Origin of the sequence: Caulobacter sp. BE254 (assembly GCF_031457295.1) — a bacterium.
GTDB lineage: Bacteria > Pseudomonadota > Alphaproteobacteria > Caulobacterales > Caulobacteraceae > Caulobacter.
This window is the reverse complement of the sequence record NZ_JAVDWJ010000012.1, coordinates 25,291-41,385: the sequence shown is the minus strand read 5'-3', so window position 1 is coordinate 41,385 and position 16,095 is coordinate 25,291. Positions and strand designations below refer to the sequence as shown.

The 16,095-nt window shown below is 69.4% G+C and carries 16 protein-coding genes; 10 read left to right on the top strand and 6 right to left on the bottom strand.

The genetic code is table 11. The features are described from left to right. The first annotated feature begins 25 nt into the window (after window positions 1-25). A complete protein-coding gene (locus J2X41_RS19085; protein WP_310084393.1) occupies window positions 26-457 on the top strand; it encodes a hypothetical protein in 432 nt (143 codons plus the stop codon). Here J2X41_RS19085 and J2X41_RS19080 read toward each other — a convergent pair. The 3 genes from J2X41_RS19080 to J2X41_RS19070 all read right to left on the bottom strand — a co-directional run bounded on the left by J2X41_RS19080 (window position 454) and on the right by J2X41_RS19070 (window position 2,586). Then, window positions 454-993 (bottom strand): NADPH-dependent FMN reductase, encoded by a 540-nt coding sequence (locus J2X41_RS19080; RefSeq protein ID WP_310084391.1) that lies wholly within the window; start codon window positions 991-993, stop codon window positions 454-456. The genes J2X41_RS19085 and J2X41_RS19080 overlap by 4 nt on opposite strands. Window positions 994-1,055: 62 nt before the next feature. Continuing rightward, a complete protein-coding gene (locus J2X41_RS19075; RefSeq protein WP_310084388.1) occupies window positions 1,056-1,739 on the bottom strand; it encodes an AAA family ATPase in 684 nt (227 codons plus the stop codon). A 181-nt stretch (window positions 1,740-1,920) separates the two neighbouring features. Further along, complete coding sequence (locus J2X41_RS19070) at window positions 1,921-2,586, bottom strand: ParA family protein (RefSeq protein WP_310084385.1); 666 nt, start codon at window positions 2,584-2,586, stop codon at window positions 1,921-1,923. Between the two features lie 231 nt (window positions 2,587-2,817). On the opposite strand from J2X41_RS19070, the gene J2X41_RS19065 reads away from it, so the two are divergent. Beyond that, window positions 2,818-3,525, top strand: coding sequence for a TVP38/TMEM64 family protein (locus J2X41_RS19065; protein WP_310084382.1), 708 nt, complete (start codon window positions 2,818-2,820; stop codon window positions 3,523-3,525). 343 nt (window positions 3,526-3,868) lie between these two features. After that, a complete protein-coding gene (locus J2X41_RS19060; RefSeq protein WP_310084379.1) occupies window positions 3,869-5,455 on the top strand; it encodes a 2-isopropylmalate synthase in 1,587 nt (528 codons plus the stop codon). 49 nt (window positions 5,456-5,504) lie between these two features. On the opposite strand, the gene J2X41_RS19055 is transcribed toward J2X41_RS19060, so the two are convergent. Further along, on the bottom strand, window positions 5,505-5,978 hold the full coding sequence (locus J2X41_RS19055; protein ID WP_310084376.1) for a hypothetical protein: 474 nt from the start codon (window positions 5,976-5,978) through the stop codon (window positions 5,505-5,507). 126 nt (window positions 5,979-6,104) lie between these two features. Between J2X41_RS19055 and J2X41_RS19050 the strand changes: the two genes are divergently transcribed. The 7 genes from J2X41_RS19050 to rodA all read left to right on the top strand — a co-directional run bounded on the left by J2X41_RS19050 (window position 6,105) and on the right by rodA (window position 13,980). Then, window positions 6,105-6,686: a class I SAM-dependent methyltransferase gene (locus J2X41_RS19050; protein WP_310084373.1), complete on the top strand. Its 582-nt coding sequence runs from the start codon at window positions 6,105-6,107 to the stop codon at window positions 6,684-6,686. Continuing rightward, window positions 6,683-7,567 carry an EamA/RhaT family transporter gene (locus J2X41_RS19045; protein WP_310084370.1) on the top strand — a complete coding sequence of 295 codons (885 nt, stop codon included), beginning with the start codon at window positions 6,683-6,685 and terminating at the stop codon, window positions 7,565-7,567. The genes J2X41_RS19050 and J2X41_RS19045 overlap by 4 nt, the downstream gene beginning before the upstream one ends. A 346-nt stretch (window positions 7,568-7,913) precedes the next feature. Then, window positions 7,914-8,957 (top strand): rod shape-determining protein, encoded by a 1,044-nt coding sequence (locus J2X41_RS19040; protein ID WP_310084367.1) that lies wholly within the window; start codon window positions 7,914-7,916, stop codon window positions 8,955-8,957. 138 nt (window positions 8,958-9,095) lie between these two features. Beyond that, window positions 9,096-10,265, top strand: a complete 1,170-nt coding sequence (gene mreC, locus J2X41_RS19035; RefSeq protein WP_310084364.1) for a rod shape-determining protein MreC — start codon at window positions 9,096-9,098, stop codon at window positions 10,263-10,265. After that, a complete protein-coding gene (locus J2X41_RS19030) occupies window positions 10,225-10,776 on the top strand; it encodes a hypothetical protein (protein ID WP_310084709.1) in 552 nt (183 codons plus the stop codon). The genes mreC and J2X41_RS19030 overlap by 41 nt, the downstream gene beginning before the upstream one ends. Before the next feature lie 4 nt (window positions 10,777-10,780). Next, window positions 10,781-12,826, top strand: coding sequence for a penicillin-binding protein 2 (gene mrdA / locus J2X41_RS19025; RefSeq protein ID WP_310084361.1), 2,046 nt, complete (start codon window positions 10,781-10,783; stop codon window positions 12,824-12,826). Next, entirely contained in the window at window positions 12,823-13,980 is a 1,158-nt protein-coding gene (rodA, locus tag J2X41_RS19020; RefSeq protein WP_310084358.1) for a rod shape-determining protein RodA, read from the top strand. Before mrdA ends, rodA begins: the two co-directional genes overlap by 4 nt. Before the next feature lie 158 nt (window positions 13,981-14,138). Here rodA and J2X41_RS19015 read toward each other — a convergent pair whose 3' ends face one another. Together J2X41_RS19015 and J2X41_RS19010 are read right to left on the bottom strand one after the other, a co-directional pair. Then, window positions 14,139-15,395 (bottom strand): DNA polymerase IV, encoded by a 1,257-nt coding sequence (locus J2X41_RS19015; protein WP_310084356.1) that lies wholly within the window; start codon window positions 15,393-15,395, stop codon window positions 14,139-14,141. After that, window positions 15,392-16,039 carry a hypothetical protein gene (locus J2X41_RS19010; RefSeq protein ID WP_310084352.1) on the bottom strand — a complete coding sequence of 216 codons (648 nt, stop codon included), beginning with the start codon at window positions 16,037-16,039 and terminating at the stop codon, window positions 15,392-15,394. The genes J2X41_RS19015 and J2X41_RS19010 overlap by 4 nt, the downstream gene beginning before the upstream one ends. Window positions 16,040-16,095: the final 56 nt, after the last annotated feature.

The window sequence follows — 16,095 nt, the reverse complement described above, 5'->3', positions numbered from 1 at the left end:
TGACGGACGGAAGACAAGAAGGACCATGCAACGGTTTGGATATCTCTTCGCGATCCTGGGCCTCCCCGTCAGCCTGGCGGCGGGCGTCTACGCCTACAGCATCGAAAATCCCATTCTGGGCAGCGCCGCGCTCATCGTCGCCTCCGTCGCGACGGGATACGCGGCGCGGTATTATGCAAAGCACGTCATCGCGCCGAACCTGAAGAAGGCCGAGACAAGCCCGGCGATCCGCGGTGGTCCGCTCTATTGGCTGTTTCGGCTGGCCGCGGTGGCTATCGCGCTCGGGATCGCGGGTTTTCTGTCTGTGTGGCCGCATCGCGCCGAACTGCCTGACCATGCGGCGTACTTGGCCGTCTCCGGCGGGCTCGTCGCGATTGGGGCCGGCCTGATGATCGGCGTCGTTACTGTGTTCAAGGTCGCAAATCGCCCGAAACGCGACGGCGGACCTGTCGGCTAGGCTTTCTCACGCATGTGCTCGATGAACGCTTCCAGGTGCCTGCCCAGATAGGCCAGGGTCTTCTCGTCGATCACCTGGCCGTTCTCGATCTTGGTGTGGGCCTGGCCAACCAGCATCTCGCTGAGCGGCCAGTATTCCGCCGAGACCTTGCGCAGCGACTGGCGCAGGGCGTCCTGGGCGCGGACCGTGCCGGTGACGCCGGGCGAGGCGCCGAGGATGCAGGCGGTCTTGCCCGACAGCGCCGAGGGGCTGCCGCGCGAGGCCCAGTCGATGGCGTTCTTCAGCACGCCGGTGACCCCGCCATTGTATTCGGGACAGGCCAGCAGCAGGGCGTCGGCGCCGCGGACGGCGTCCTTCCAGGCCGTGACCGGCTCCGGATCGCCCTGGTCCTCGACGTCCTGGTTGAACAGCGGCAGGTCGTGCAGGCGAAAGATCTCGATCGTCACGCCCTGCGGCGCGCACTCCTGGGCGGCGCGCAGCAGGGCGGTGTTGAACGAGGCGGCCCGCAGGCTGCCGGAGACGCCGAGAAGTTTCATGCACGAGGCTCCGCCGCTGGAGCGGCGAACCTAGTCGGCGTCGGCTCCGGGCGAAAGCCGGGTCAGGCGGTGAGGGCGGTCTTCATCGGCGTTTGGCCCAAGCCGCGCCCGAGGCCGTCCAGTCCAGCCTCGACATGGGCCCACAGGCGCTCCAGGTCGCGGGCGGCCGGGCCGCCCGGCTCGAACTCGGCGACGCAGAGGCCCCGCGCCATCGCCTTCTGGAAGGCCTCGCGCGAGCGCAGGCCGTGCGGCGCCAGCGGCAGGCCGCAGAACCGCAGGGCCTCCATGATGTCGGGGAAGGCCACCGGGGCGACGTCCGACCGGCTGGTGTGGGCCTGGTTCAGAACCACCATGCCGCCCTTGCCCAGGCGGCGGACGGCTTCGGCCGTGCGGACGATCGGGGCCAGGTCGAGGAACGAGGGCCGGCCCGCCACCAGGCAGACGTCGGCGATGTTCACCGCCTGGGCGACATCCGCCTCGGGCATGGCCGGGGTGTCGACGAACAGATAGTCGAAGCAGTCCCGCATCGCGTTGGACTGGGTCATGAACAGCTTGCCGGCGTTGATGTCGGCCAGGACGGGTCCAGGCTCGCCGCGGGCCCGCAGGGCGTCCGACGCGGACCGCTGCGGGTCGATATCGGCCAGCAGCACCTTGTGGCCTCGCAGGAAGGCCATCAGCGCCAGGTTCACGGCCAGGGTCGTCTTGCCCGATCCGCCCTTCCGGGAAAGCACAGTAATTGTCTTCACGACGTGCACTCTTCGCCCAGACCGAACGGCCGGTTCCCGCGGCCGCAAGGTTTCCCAAGGTGGAACACTGTTATGGCCAAGGTATGAACAGAACCTTCAACCTGCGGGGTATTTGACGGCGGAGTCAGTTTTCCTGGCAAGCCGCTGCGTAACCTGGAGAAACCGCGTCGCGGCGATGGGCTCAGCCGGCGCGGACGTCGCGGCCGCGGCCGTCCAGGGCCAGCAGGGCGGCGACATGGCTCCACAGGCGCTCGATCTCCTGGGCGGCCGGGGCCTGGGCGTCCCATTCGCCGACCGACAGGCCGCGGGCGATCGCCTGCTGGTAGATGGCCCGCGAGCGCAGGCCGACCGGTGCGATCGGCAGGCCGCAGAACCGCAGCGCCTCGATGGCCTGCTGCACGCTGGCGGGTTCGACGCCGCCGCGCTTGGACGGCGCCTGGTTCAGCACGATCAGTCCGGCCTTGCCCAGCCGCCGGACCATCTCGGCCGAGCGCGCCACCGAGGCGATGTCCAGGAAGGTGGGGCGGCAGACCAGCACGCACAGGTCGGCGGAATTGACCGCCACGGCCACGTCGGCGTCCGGCGCGGCCGGCGTGTCGATCAGCATCACGTCATAGCCGTCGTGCACCGCTTGCGAACGGGCCTGGAACAGCTTGCCGGCATTGATCTCGGCCAGGGTGGGGCCGGCCCCGCCGCGCGCCCGTAGGGCGTCGGAGGCCGAGCGCTGCGGATCGAGATCGGCCAGCAGGGTCTTCCACCCCGCCAGGTGGGCGCTCAGGGTCAGGTTGATCGCCAGAGTCGTCTTGCCGGCTCCGCCCTTGCGCGAAATGACAGCCAGGGTCTTCACGTCCGACACTCTCCCCAACGCCTTCCGCCACAACCGGAGGCCTGTGGATAACTTAGCCGCCTGTTACGACGGGTTCGCAACGGAAATGTCGTATTTGGGGAATCTTAACCCTGCCGCCGCGCCATACCTTGCGAAGCTTGACAATAAAATGAGCGATCGCCGGGCGACTTGCGTCCGGACCGCGCTCGGCCAGGCTCTTGACCGCGCCCTGGGCATGGGCGAGGCAGGCGGATGCTTCGTCGCCTGATCCACTTCTTCACCAACATGGACGCCCGGGCCTGGCGGACGGTCGCGGTGTCGTTCGTGCTGTTCGGCGGCGTGGGCGTGGTCTTCCTGTTCGGGGCCCAGATGCTGGGGCTGAACGGCGAGGTCACGGTCGAGCAGTGGCTGAGCGCCGCGCACGGGCCCTGGGCCCTGCCGGTCGCGGTCGGCGCCTTCGCGGTCCTGGCCTTCATCGGCGTGCCGCAGTTCGTGCTGATCGCCGCGGCGGTGGTCGCCTTCGGGCCGTGGACCGGCTTCGCCTACAGCTGGATCGGCACCCTGGTCTCGTCCCTGGTCGGGTTCTGGCTGGGACGGACGTTCGGCGGCCGGCTGCTGCAGGACCTGGCCGGCGACGGCGTGGCCAAGTTCATGAAGCTGATCGGCAAGAACGGCTTCCTGGCCAGCCTGATCGTCCGGCTGGTGCCCTCGGCGCCGTTCATCGTCGTCAACATGGCGGCCGGCGTCACGCCGATGAGGCTGCTCGACTTCACGGCCGGCACGGCGGTCGGCATCATCCCGAAGATCGCCCTGACCGCCTTCGCCGGCAACTCGATCGTCCAGGCGCTGAAGGGCGGCGGCCAGCGGCACATCGTCATGCTGGTGGTGGCCGTGCTGGTCTGGATCGCCGCCGGCCTGGTGGCCCGCAACTGGCTGAAGAAGCGTGAGACGGCGGAGTAGGCGGGGCCGGTTCGGATCGCCTGAACGCGTTCGACGGGTCGTTTGACGCGCCGATCGGCCGCGCCTTCGCACGACTCCTCTCAACCGAGGGGTGCTCCTGGTCGAAACTTGCTTCGCGTGCGGCCAATAGCGCGATCCGCGCAAAATGCTTGCTGGCTTTTGGGTCGCTGTGTAGAAAGCAACTCATGAACGTCGCGCGCCAACTGCTTTCGCTTCGGCTTACCACCCCCTGGGCGCTCTAGGGGCCGCGCTTCGTCGTGGCCGGGCGCGCAGGGGATGACTGAACCCGCCGCCCCAAAGGTCAGACCTGGCCCCACGCAGACACCTTCCGACGAGTAGACCCATGACCCCCCCTTCTTCTGGCGTATCCGCCGGCGCCTTCGACAAGCGCGACAACGTCGTCATTTTCGACACCACCATGCGCGACGGCGAGCAGTCGCCCGGCGCCTCGATGTCGCACGACGAAAAGCTGGAACTGGCCAAGATCCTCGAGGAGATGGGGGTCGACGTCATCGAGGCCGGCTTCCCGATCGCCTCGAACGGCGACTTCGAGGCGGTCCGCGAGATCGCCAAGATCGTCAAGAACTCCACCATCGCCGGCCTGTGCCGCGCGCACCAGGTCGACATCGACCGTTGCGCCGAGGCCCTGAAGGGCACGCAGCGCGGCCGCATCCACGTGGTCATCGCCACCAGCGACCTGCACATGAAGCACAAGCTGCAGATGGAGCCGGACGCCGTCATCGACGTGATCGCCCGCTCGGTCGGCCACGCCCGCAACCTGCGCGACGACGTCGAATGGTCGGCCGAGGACGCCACCCGCAGCGACCGCCAGTTCCTGCGCCGGGCCATCGAGACCGCCATCAAGGCCGGCGCCACGACGATCAACCTGCCCGACACCGTCGGCTACACCTATCCGTCCGAATATGCCGACCTGTTCAGCTGGATGACCCAGAACGTCGAGGGCGCCGACAAGGTGATCTTCTCGACCCACTGCCACAACGACCTGGGCCTGGCCGTGGCCAACAGCCTGGCCGGGGTGCAGGGCGGGGCGCGCCAGATCGAGTGCGCGATCAACGGCCTGGGCGAGCGGGCCGGCAACGCGGCGCTGGAAGAGATCGTGATGGCCCTGAAGGTGCGCGGCGACAAGCTGCCCTTCGAGACCAAGATCGACACCACCCACATCACCCGGGCCAGCCGCTACGTCTCGGCCATCACCGGCTTCCCGGTGCAGTACAACAAGGCCATCGTCGGCAAGAACGCCTTCGCGCATGAAAGCGGCATCCACCAGGACGGGATGCTGAAGAACCGCGAGACCTACGAGATCATGACCCCGGAATCGGTCGGCCAGGCGCCGTCCAGCCTGGTCATGGGCAAGCACTCGGGCAGCCACGCCTTCCGCGCCAAGCTGAAGGACCTGGGCTACGAGCTGGGCCAGAACGCCCTGAAGGAGGCCTTCGGCCGCTTCAAGGACCTGGCCGACCGCAAGAAGCACGTCTATGATGACGACATCATCGCCCTGGTCGACGACGCCCTGGCCCGCGGGTCGGAGCGCATCCGCGTCCAGCGTCTGCGCGTGGTGGCCGGCACCGACGGCCAGTCGGCCGAGCTGACCCTGGAAGTCGACGGCGAGATCAAGACCTCCGAGGCCTCGGGCGACGGTCCGGTGGACGCCGTCTTCAACGCCATCCAGCAGATCGTGCCGCACGAGGCTGCCCTGCGGCTGTTCCAGGTCCACGCGGTGACCGAGGGCACCGACGCCCAGGCCCAGGTTTCGGTCCGCCTTGAGGAGGACGGCCGCATCGCCACCGGCCAGGCCGCCGACACCGACACCCTGACCGCCTCGGCCAAGGCCTATGTCAACGCCCTGAACAACCTCATGGCGCGCAAGGAAAAGAGCCGGCCCGAAGCGGCGATCGCCAGCGGGTTCTAGGGTTTGTAACGGACGGGGATAGGCACGTGTGCCTGTCCCCAATCCAACCCTAAGCCGCCGCTCGCTTGCTGAAAGGCCGCGTCGCCAGCAGTTCCGCCGACAGGTGCGCCTGGGCCTCCACCTCCAGCCCCAGGGCCCGCAGCTCCTCGCACAGCGCCCGGCGCGCCGCCTGGTCCAGGACCGCGCCGGCGTCGATGACCATCGCCCCGCCCGGGCGGAGCATGGCCATCGTCGAGGCCGCCGCGGCGCGCGCGTCGGCCGCGGTCGGGCAGCCCACGATCAGCAGCACGTCGCTCTGCTCGTCGGCGGCCCGGCAGGTGGCCCGGCGGGCCGCTTCCACCCGGTCGTAGCCGCGTCGCCACAGCACGCTCATCGCCTCGCCGGCGTCCGGCCCGGTCACCGCCACGAAACACAGCGGCGTGGCCTGGGCCAGGGCGAGCATCCGCCCGAGCGCTTGCGGGATCCCGTCGGTTGGGACGCCGAGCAGGAACCGCGCGGCCTGACGGAGAGGATGGGACGACATGGTCGAGACCTCGTTCTGGTCGGATCCGTCACCGGACGGACCGACGACCAGGGTGTGCGCCCGAGCGGCCTAAGACCTCCATTCGGAAACCCGCCGCCCGCATAAGGGGGGCATAAGGACGAGCCGATGTTCGACGACAACACCGCCACGACACCCGCGACCTGGCGCGAGATCGACGCCCGTAGCCGCGTCCTGGGGTTCGACATGCCCTCCGAAGCCGGAACCGGCGCCATGCTGCGTCTGCTGGCGGCCACGAAGGCCGGCGGACGATTTCTGGAACTGGGCACCGGCACGGGCTTGGCCACGGCCTGGCTGCTGGACGGCATGGCGCCTGACGCCAGTCTGGTCAGCATCGACACCGACATGGGTGTCCAGGCGGTGGCGCGCGCCGTGCTCGCCGGCGACCCGCGCGTCACCTTCGTTATCGAGGACGGCCTGGACTATGTTCGCGCCCAGCGGCCGGCCTCGTTCGACCTGATCTTCGCCGACGCCTGGCCGGGCAAGTACGAGGGCCTGGACGAGACCCTGGCGCTGCTGGGCCCGGGCGGGCTCTATGTGGTCGACGACATGTCGCCCCAGCCCAACTGGCCGCCCGGCCACCAGCCTCGCGTCGACGCCCTGGTCACGCGTCTGAAATCCCATCCCGACCTGGCGACGGTCGCCCTGGACTGGGCGTCGGGCCTGGTCATCGCGGCGAGACGGCCATGATCTGGATCCCCATCACCATCGCCGCCTCGTTCGCCCAGGTGGCCCGCAACGCCGCCCAGCGCTCGGTGATGGGCGGCACGGGGCCCTGGGGCGCGACCCTGGTGCGGTTCCTGTTCGGCCTGCCGTTCACGGCGGTGTTCGTCGGCGTCGCGTTCACCCTGACCCGGGGAGAGCATCCGCGGGCCGACGTGGCGTTCTGGATTCCGGCCCTGCTGGGCGGCGCGGCCCAGATCGGCGCCACGGCCGCCCTGCTGACCGCCATGAAGCGCGCCGGCTTCGCCGTGGCCACGGCCGTGCAGCAAAGCTCCATCCCCCTGGCCGCCCTGCTGGGCTGGCTGGTCTACGGCGAGCGGCTGAGTGCCGTCGGCTGGACGGGCGTGGCCCTGACCAGCGTCGCCCTGCTGGTGGTCACCTGGCCCCGGACCGGGGCGTCGGGCGACCAGCCGGTCAGCGGCGGGCTGTTCGGCCTGCTGTCGGGCTTGGCCTTCGGCATCTCGCTGAATGCTTTCCGCCAGGCGGGCCACGCCCTGGAGCCGGCCCACCCGATCTTCGCGGCGGTGTTCACCCTGATCGTGGTCCAGGCGGTCCAGACCTTGGCTTTGACCCTGTTCCTGGCGATCACCAGCCGGGCGACCCTGGTCGCCGTGGCCAAGGCCTGGCGACCGTCGCTGGGGGCGGGCTTCTGGGGCGCGGCGGCTTCGGCCGGCTGGTTCATCGCCCTGGCCCTGGCCCCGGCGGGGCAGGTGAGGGCGGTCGGGGTGGTCGAGGCGCCGATCGCCGCCATCGCCGGACGACGCCTGTTCGCGGAAAGGCTGACCGCCGTTCAGATGATCTTCGGCCTGATCGCGGCGGCCGGCGTGGCCATGGCGGCGCTCGGCTAGAAAAGGCCATGTTTCTGCGATGAAACCCCCGACGCCGCCGTTCTGCGAAAACAGGTGAGGCGGGGTCTGCAATAGACCTTGAATTCAACGCTTTCGCAGGGCAAACGGGCTTCGTCGGCAGCTTTGTGGCAGTCAGGCGACGGCGCGGCGGGAGCCAGCGCTCCCGTCGTGCGGCAGGCGCTCGTCAAAGGGACAAAACCCGCATTTCGCGGGAATCATGTTGTCCTCGTTTGGAATTGAAGTAGGAGCCGTATTTCCCCTTCGCCTTCGTCGGCTCACCGACGCAAACGGCTCCGTTTCGCCTACCCGCCGCCTTCGCCCCCCTATCCCTCAGTCAGGGCTTTCAATGTTTTCTTCCCTTTTCGGCGCCATCTCCAGCGATATCGCCATCGACCTCGGCACCGCCAATACCCTGATTTATCAAAAGGGTAAGGGCATCGTGCTGAATGAACCGTCGGTGGTGGCGCTGCGCAATGTCGGCGGCCGGAAGATCGTTCACGCCGTCGGGATCGAGGCCAAGCAGATGCTGGGCCGCACGCCGGGCCACATGGAAGCCATCCGTCCGATGCGCGACGGGGTCATCGCCGACTTCGAAGTCGCCGAGGAGATGATCAAGTACTTCATCCGCAAGGTTCACAACCGCAAGGGCTTCGTGAACCCCAAGGTCATCGTCTGCGTGCCGTCGGGGGCCACCGCTGTCGAGCGCCGGGCCATCAACGATTCCTGCCTGAACGCCGGCGCCCGCCGCGTGGGCCTGATCGACGAGCCGATGGCCGCGGCGATCGGCGCCGGCCTGCCGATCCACGAGCCGACCGGCTCGATGGTCGTCGACATCGGCGGCGGCACCACCGAGGTGGCCGTGCTGTCGCTGTCGGGCATCGTCTATTCGCGCTCGGTCCGGGTCGGCGGCGACAAGATGGACGAGGCGATCATCAGCTACATGCGTCGCCACCATAACCTGCTGATCGGCGAGACCACCGCCGAGCGGATCAAGAAGGAAATCGGCACCGCCCGCGCCCCGGCCGACGGCGAGGGCCTGTCGATCGACGTCAAGGGCCGCGACCTGATGCAGGGCGTGCCGCGCGAAGTGCGCATCAGCGAGAAGCAGGCCGCCGACGCCCTGGCCGAACCGGTCGGCCAGATCGTCGAGGCGGTGAAGGTCGCCCTGGAAGCCACCCCGCCGGAACTGGCGTCGGACATCGCCGACAAGGGCATCATGCTGACCGGCGGCGGCGCCCTGCTGCGCGGCCTCGACGCCGAGATCCGCGACCACACCGGCCTGCCGGTCACCGTGGCCGACGACCCGCTGTCGTGCGTGGCCCTGGGCTGCGGCAAGGTGCTCGAGCATCCCAAGTGGATGAAGGGCGTTCTTGAATCGACTCTCGCCTAGAGCGCGATCGCCGAAGTGGCTGCCGGTTCGGCGATAAATCGCGCTCCAGGTTTCAATCCGACGTCTTTTTCTTTTGAAAAAGACTGAGGGCGTCTCATCTAAGTCGGACGCCTCGGGGGGCGTCGGGAGAACGTGTTCGTGCCCTTTCGCGAAGGTCCGCTCGGCGACCTGAAAGTGCCGCTTACCTGGACGGCGGCCGTGGCGTTGATCGTCGCGGTCGTGATCGCCGTCGCGTTCCTGCTGGCCGACCGCCGCGAGACTCTGCAGCAGCAGGCCTATGGCGTCACCCGCCAGACGGTCGACACGGTGTCCAAGCCGGTCAGCGGCGTGATCGCCGCGCCGGGCCGCTGGACCGGCCTGGGCGTCGACTTCGTCAGCAGCTACTTCTTCACCGCGTCCGAGAACCGCCGGCTGAAGGCCGAGTTGAAGGAGATGCGCGGCTATCGCGACATGTACCTGGCCGAGGTCGACAAGAACCAGAGCTACCGCTCGCTGCTGGGCCTGCGCACCGATCCGCCAATCCCGATGGTCGCCGCCCGCGTGGTCAGCGACAGCCGAGGGCCGTTCGCCAATACCCGCCTGGCCGACTCCGGGTCGGAAAAGGGCGTGGCGGTCGGCAACCCCGTGATGAACGAGCGCGGCCTGGTCGGCCGGGTGGTCGGCGTCGCCAACGGGGCCAGCCGGGTGCTGCTGCTGACCGACATCGCCTCGCGCACGCCGGTGATGATCGACCGCACCAACGCCCGCGCCATCCTGACCGGCGACGGCGGGCCCAATCCCAAGCTGGACTATCTGCGCGGCGCCGATCCGATCAAGGAGGGCGACCGGGTCGTCACCTCTGGCGACGGCGGCGTGGTGCCGCGCGGCCTGCCGGTGGGCGCGGCCGTCAAGGGCCTGGATGGGCGCTGGCGGGTGGTGCTGTTCGCCGACGACGCCGCCATCGACTATGTCCGTATCCTGCTGTTCAAGGACTTCGCCCAGCTGGCCGACCAGAAGGCCCTGCTGACTCGCAGCCTGCCGCCGGTGACCACCGAGGACCCCGACGTCTCGATTCTAGGCCCGGTCGCCGCCACGCCCAAGCCGCCCGTACCGGCGGGGGCGACGCCGACGGGTCCTGGCGCGACGCCGACGGCGCAAGCCACCCCGGCGGCCGCTGGCGCGACCCAGCCCAAGCCGGCCGCCACGACGCCGGCGACAGCCAGGCCGCCCGCCGCGACCGCTCCGAAGCCCGCGACGCCGAAGCCGGCCGCGACCAAGCCCGTGACCTCTGGACCGACCGCGGCCCAGCGGACCGGCGGGGAGCTCTAGCGTGGGCGGCGCGCGGCCCCTGCACCCCGGCCTCTGGCTGGGCGTGCCCGCCGTGCTGTGCGTGCTGGCGACGGTCGTCTTCGCCGCGCCGATCCGCATCTTCGGGCTGCAGCTGCCCGAGCCGGTGTTCGCCATGGTCCCGGCCTTCGCCTGGGCGCTGATCCGGCCGTCGATCCTGGCCCCGTTCGCCCTGCTGGCCCTGGGCCTGTTCCTGGACGTGTTCTGGGGCGGTCCGACCGGCCTGTGGGGTCTGTCGCTGCTGGTCGCCTACGCCACGGCCCTGGCCGGCCGCAGCATGATGACCGGCCAGAGCCTGCCGATCATGTGGGGCTGGTTCGCCGGCGTCACCGTCGTGGCCATGGCCGCCGGCTTCCTGTTCAGCATGCTCGACAGCCTGGCCATGCCCAGCCTGCTGGCCGTGTTCTGGCAGTTCCTGGTGACGACCCTGTTGTTCCCGTTCGCCCACCGGCTGATCGACCGGTTCGAGGACGCGGACGTTCGGTTCCGGTGACGCCATGAGCGAACCGTCCATCATGTTCTTCGAGGTGAACGAGCGGCAGGGGGTGTTCCACCGTCGCGCGTTCCTGATGGGCGGCCTGGCCGGCGGCGGCCTGCTGGCCCTGGGCGGTCGCCTGGCCCAGCTGCAACTGGTCGAGGCCCAGCGCTACCAGAAGCTTTCGGCCGGCAACCAGTTCAACTACCGCCTGACGCCGCCGCCGCGTGGGCTGATCCTGGACCGCAACGGCGTGGCCCTGGCCTCGAACCGGCCGAACTTCCGCCTGATGGTCAGCAAGGATTCCAAGGACTTCGACGTCGAGACCGCCCTCGACGACCTGGCCCTGCTGGTGCCGATCGACGCCGCGCGCCGCGCCCGCCTGCTCAAGGACATCGCCCGCGCCCCCAAGAAGGCCCCGGTGGCGGTGATGGAGGACATGACCTGGGAGGAGTTCTCCCGCGTCAACATCCGCGCGCCGGAGCTGCCGGGCGTCACCGCCGACATGGGCGAGGTGCGGGTCTATCCGTTCGGCGGGGCTTTCGCCCACGTGATCGGCTACGTGGCAAAGGTCTCGGACCGCGACCTGGAGAAGGCCAAGGACGACCCGACCCAGGATCAGGACCTGCTGCACCATCCGGGCTTCCGGATCGGCAAGGCCGGCATCGAGAAATCCCTGGACCGCGACCTGCGCGGCCGTCCGGGGGCCACCAAGGCCGAGGTCGACGCCCAGGGCCGCGTGGTGCGCCTGGATCCCGAGGGCGACATCCCCGCGACCCCGGGCAAGGAAGTGCGCCTGACCCTAGACGCCGATATCCAGAACCGCGCCCTGGAAGTGATGGGCGACGAGAGCGGCGCCATCGTGGTCATGGACATCCGCAACGGCGACCTGCTGGCCATGGTCTCGGCCCCCAGCTTCGACGCCAACCGCTTCGTCAAGGGCCTGTCGGGGCCGGAGTACAAGGCCCTGGCCGAGTACGAGCGCAAGCCGCTGCTGGACAAGGTGCTGAACGGCACCTTCCCGCCGGGTTCGACCTTCAAGCCGACCGTCGGCCTGGCGGCCCTGACCGCCGGCGTCGATCCCGAGGTCCGCGTGAGCTGCGGCGGCAGCTGGTACTATGGCGGCCGCACCTGGCGCTGCTGGCAGAAGAACGGCCACGGCTCGCAGAACCTGCACGAGGCGATCAAGAACTCGTGCGACATCTATTTCTACCAGACCTCGCTGAAGATCGGACCCGACGCGATCGCCAGCGCCGCGCGGGCCATGGGGTTCGGCAGCACCTTCGACATCGGCATTCCAGGCCAGAAGAAGGGCCTGGTCCCCGACCGCGAGTGGAAGAAGCGGGCCTTCAAGAAGAATCCCGCCAACCAAATCTGGTTTCCGGGCGAGACCCCCAGCTACGGGATCGGGCAGGGGGCGCTGAGCGTCAACGCCCTGCAGCTGGCGGTGATGACCTCGCGCCTGGCCAACGGCAAGAAGGCGCTCAATCCACGGCTGATCAAGTCGGTGGGCGGGGTCGAGCAGCCCAGCGGCGCGGCCGTGCCCGACCTGCCGTTCTCGATGGAGCACCTGGCTTATGTGCGCGGCGGCATGGAGGCGGTGGCCAACGACGTGCGCGGCACCGCCTATCGCCAGAGCCAGCTGGGCCTGGGCGACGTCAAGATGGCCGGCAAGACCGGCACCGCCCAGGTGCGCAGCTACGACAAGGTCGCCAACCGCAAGAGCGACAGCGTCGCCTGGAAGCTGAAGGACCACAACCTGTTCGTGGCCTTCGCCCCCTATGACGACCCGCGCTACGCCGTGGTCGTCATCGTCGAGCACGGCGGCCTGGGCGGCGCCACCGCCGGCGCCCCGCGGGCCCGCGAGGTGATGCGCGTGGCCCTGCTGAAGGACCCCGAGGTCCGGGCCCGCATCGAACGGCCCATGCCCCTGCCGGCGGAGCCTGTCGAGGCCGCCCCCGACGGCTCGGTCGAGGGCGCCGCTCCCGACGACCCGACTCTGGGCGCGGCGCCGACGACCGCCGCCCCGACCGTTCCCGCGCCTCCTGCCCCCGGAGTTCCCCGATGACCCTCAGCGGCGGCCTCAGCCGGCCTGGCGAACGCGACCGGCCGATCATCAAGTTCTCGGAGATCGACTGGACTCTGTGTCTGGTCCTGGCCCTGATCGCCGGGGCCGGCGCCCTGATGCTGTTCTCGATCGCCGGCGGCTCGTGGGAGCCCTGGGCCGACAAGCACCTGCTGCGGTTCGGCATCTATTTCATCCTGATGATCGTCCTGGCCCTGGTCGACCTGCGCGTCTGGTTCAGCCTGGCCTATCCGATCTATGGCGTCGGCCTGCTGTTGCTGGTGGCCGTCGCCCTGGTCGGCGACTCCTCGCTGGGCGCCCAGCGCTGGCTGGCCGTGGGGCCGGTGCGGTTCCAGCCGTCCGAGATCATGAAGATCGGCGTGGTCCTGGCCCTGGCCCGCTACTATCACGGCCTGTCGGCCGACAGCGCCCGGCTGTCGTGGAAGCTGCTGGTCCCCGCCGCCCTGATCGGCGCGCCGGTGCTGCTGGTGGCCCATCAGCCCGACCTGGGCACGGCGATGCTGATCGCCCTGCCAGGCCTGGCGGTGATGGTGCTGGCGGGGCTGTCGCTGAGGCTGATCGTCGTCGGGGCGGTCGGCGTTCTGGCCGCGCTGCCGCCGTTCATCTTCTTCGTGCTGCACGATTACCAGCGCAACCGCATCCTGACCTTCATGGATCCGGAGAAGGATCCTTCGGGCAACGGCTACCACATCATGCAGTCGAAGATCGCCCTGGGCTCGGGCGGGCTGCTGGGCAAGGGCTGGGGCCTGGGCTCGCAGAGCCAGCTGAACTTCCTGCCCGAGAAACAGACCGACTTCATCTTCGCCACCCTGGCCGAGGAGTTCGGCTTCGTCGGCTGCCTCAGCGTGCTGTTCCTGTACGGCGTGGCGATCTTCATGGCCCTGCGCATCGCCTCGATCAGCCACAGCCACTTCGGACGCCTGTCGGCCGCCGGGGTGACGGCGACCTTCGCCCTCTACGTGCTGATCAACGGCGCGATGGTCATGGGCATGGCCCCGGTGGTGGGCGTGCCGATGCCGATGCTGTCGTACGGCGGCACTGTCATGCTGACGGTGATGATCGGCTTCGGCCTAGTCCAGGCCGTGCGCGTGCACCGCTATACCGAGGTGACCAGCGGCAAGGGTTCGTTGATGTAGAGCTTTGTGGGGGGATCTACTTGCCCCCTACGGACCGCTTCGCGGTCGTCTTCCCCCAGAGGGGGAAGAGCGCTGTCGCAGGCTCCGTGCGAAGGCTCCGCCCCCTATGGGGGCGGACAGACCGCGAAGCGGTCAGGTGGGGGCAAGTGGGTGAGCCGTTACTTCCCCTTCAACGCCCGCCCCGTCACCACCGCCCCCGCCCCGAAACGCCCCCGCAGCCCGTCGATCACCGTCTCGCTCTTCAGGGCCTTGCGCTCGTCGCCGGCGAAGAAGTCGTCGGCCGCGCCCTCGGCGGGGACGAAATCGGTCAGGCCCGCGCCGATCAGGCGGTAGTGCAGGCCGCGCGGCTCGGCCGCCAGCAGCTCGCGCGCCACCTGGAACAGGGTGCGGGCCGTCTGGGTCGGCACGGCCAGGGTGCGGCGGCGGGTGTGGATCCTGAAATCGGGCGTGCGCAACTTCAGGGTCGCCACCCGGCCGGCCACGCCGCCGGCCCGGGCCTGGCGAGCGACCTTCTCGCACAGCGGCCACAGCTCGTCCTCCAGGTCCTCGGCCTTGTAGAGGTCGTCGTTGAACGTGGTCTCGGCGCTGATCGTCTTGCGTTCCTGGTCGGGATCGACGACCCGGGTGTCGCGGCCATGGGCCAGGTGGTGCAGCCGCAGGCCCCCCGAACCCAGCACCTTGACCAGCCATTTGAGGTCGGCGCGGGCGATGTCGCCTACCGTCCGCAGGCCCTCCGAGGCCAGGGCTGTGACCGTGGCCGGACCGACCCCGGGCAGGATCGACACCGGCCGGGGGGCCAGGAACTCGGCGATCCCGACCGCTCCGATCACCGAGAAGCCGCGGGGCTTGTCCAGCTCCGAGGCGATCTTGGCCAGGAACTTGTTGGGGGCCAGGCCGATCGAGACGGTGATGCCGACCTCGGCCTCGATTTCGCGCTGGACCCGGGCCAGCATCACCGCCGGCGGGGCGCCGTGCAGGCGCTCGGTGCCTGACAGGTCGATCCAGGCCTCGTCCAGCGACAGCGGCTGCACCAGCGGCGTCAGGGCCTCCAGCTTGGCCATGATCCGCCGGCTCTCGTGCTTGTACTTGGCGAAGTTGGGCTTGATGACCACCGCGTCGGGGCACAGCTTCAGCGCCTTGTACATCGGCATGGCCGAGCGCGGGCCGCTCATGCGGGCGATGTAGCAGGCGGTGGTCACCACCCCGCGCTTGCCGCCGCCGACGATCACCGGCTTGTCGCGCAGCGACGGATCGTCGCGCTTCTCGACCGAGGCGTAGAAGGCGTCGCAGTCCATGTGGGCCATGCTCAGTCGGCCCAGCTCCTCGTGGAACACCACGCGGGGCGAACCGCAGGCCGGACAGCGCGAGACCTTGGCCTCGCCGGTCGCCAGGCAGTCGCGGCAGAGGGATCTCATGGGAACAGCTTGCGCTCGATGGCCGCCTTCAGGTCCGGCCACAGGTCGATCCGCGGATGCCGCTCGGGGTCGGAAGGGGCCAGGGGGCGCAGGCGCTCGTCGGCCACCATCTGGAAGCGGCCCACCCGCGGCGCGCTCTGCGCCACCGAATCCAGCTGCGGCAGCAGGTCGTCGACGAACACCGACGGCGAGGTCGTGCGCTCGGCCAGGTGCGCCGCCGACGGGCCCTTGGGCCCGCTGTTGATGACCAGGGGATAGTCGAAGCCGTGGGTCTTCAGCCAGCGGCCGCGCGCCTGACGGCCGTGCTCGGGGGCGTTGGTCAGGATCACCACGTCGGCCCGGGTCGACAGGTCGGCCAGGGCGTCGGCCGCGCCCTCGGCCGGCAGCAGGTCGTCGGCCCCGTCGCGGAAGAAGTCGTCGAACAGGGCCCGGCCGGCGATCAGGTCCAGGTGCTCGGTCTCGCCCGGGCGATAGATGTTCTGGAACAGGGCGAAGCGGTCGATCCGCAGCTCGAAACCGTGGCGCCCGATGAATGTTCCGAAGCCATGCATGAAGCGCGCGAGGACCTCGTCGACATCGACGATGACCAGCGGCGCGTCGGGGCGCACGGTGCAGGCCTGAAGGTCGGAAAAGCTGAGTTCCATGATCTACGATAGGTCGAGGTAAACGCGATTAGCGCGGGCTTAAGGATATTCGTGCG

Coding starts and splice junctions, on each gene's coding strand:
- J2X41_RS19085 (WP_310084393.1), top strand. CDS start 26: ATGCAACGGTTTGGATATCTCTTCGCGATCCTGGGCCTCCCCGTCAGC.
- J2X41_RS19080 (WP_310084391.1), bottom strand. CDS start 993: ATGAAACTTCTCGGCGTCTCCGGCAGCCTGCGGGCCGCCTCGTTCAAC.
- J2X41_RS19065 (WP_310084382.1), top strand. CDS start 2,818: ATGCTTCGTCGCCTGATCCACTTCTTCACCAACATGGACGCCCGGGCC.
- J2X41_RS19060 (WP_310084379.1), top strand. CDS start 3,869: ATGACCCCCCCTTCTTCTGGCGTATCCGCCGGCGCCTTCGACAAGCGC.
- J2X41_RS19055 (WP_310084376.1), bottom strand. CDS start 5,978: ATGTCGTCCCATCCTCTCCGTCAGGCCGCGCGGTTCCTGCTCGGCGTC.
- J2X41_RS19050 (WP_310084373.1), top strand. CDS start 6,105: ATGTTCGACGACAACACCGCCACGACACCCGCGACCTGGCGCGAGATC.
- J2X41_RS19045 (WP_310084370.1), top strand. CDS start 6,683: ATGATCTGGATCCCCATCACCATCGCCGCCTCGTTCGCCCAGGTGGCC.
- J2X41_RS19040 (WP_310084367.1), top strand. CDS start 7,914: ATGTTTTCTTCCCTTTTCGGCGCCATCTCCAGCGATATCGCCATCGAC.
- mrdA (WP_310084361.1), top strand. CDS start 10,781: ATGAGCGAACCGTCCATCATGTTCTTCGAGGTGAACGAGCGGCAGGGG.
- rodA (WP_310084358.1), top strand. CDS start 12,823: ATGACCCTCAGCGGCGGCCTCAGCCGGCCTGGCGAACGCGACCGGCCG.
- J2X41_RS19015 (WP_310084356.1), bottom strand. CDS start 15,395: ATGAGATCCCTCTGCCGCGACTGCCTGGCGACCGGCGAGGCCAAGGTC.
- J2X41_RS19010 (WP_310084352.1), bottom strand. CDS start 16,039: ATGGAACTCAGCTTTTCCGACCTTCAGGCCTGCACCGTGCGCCCCGAC.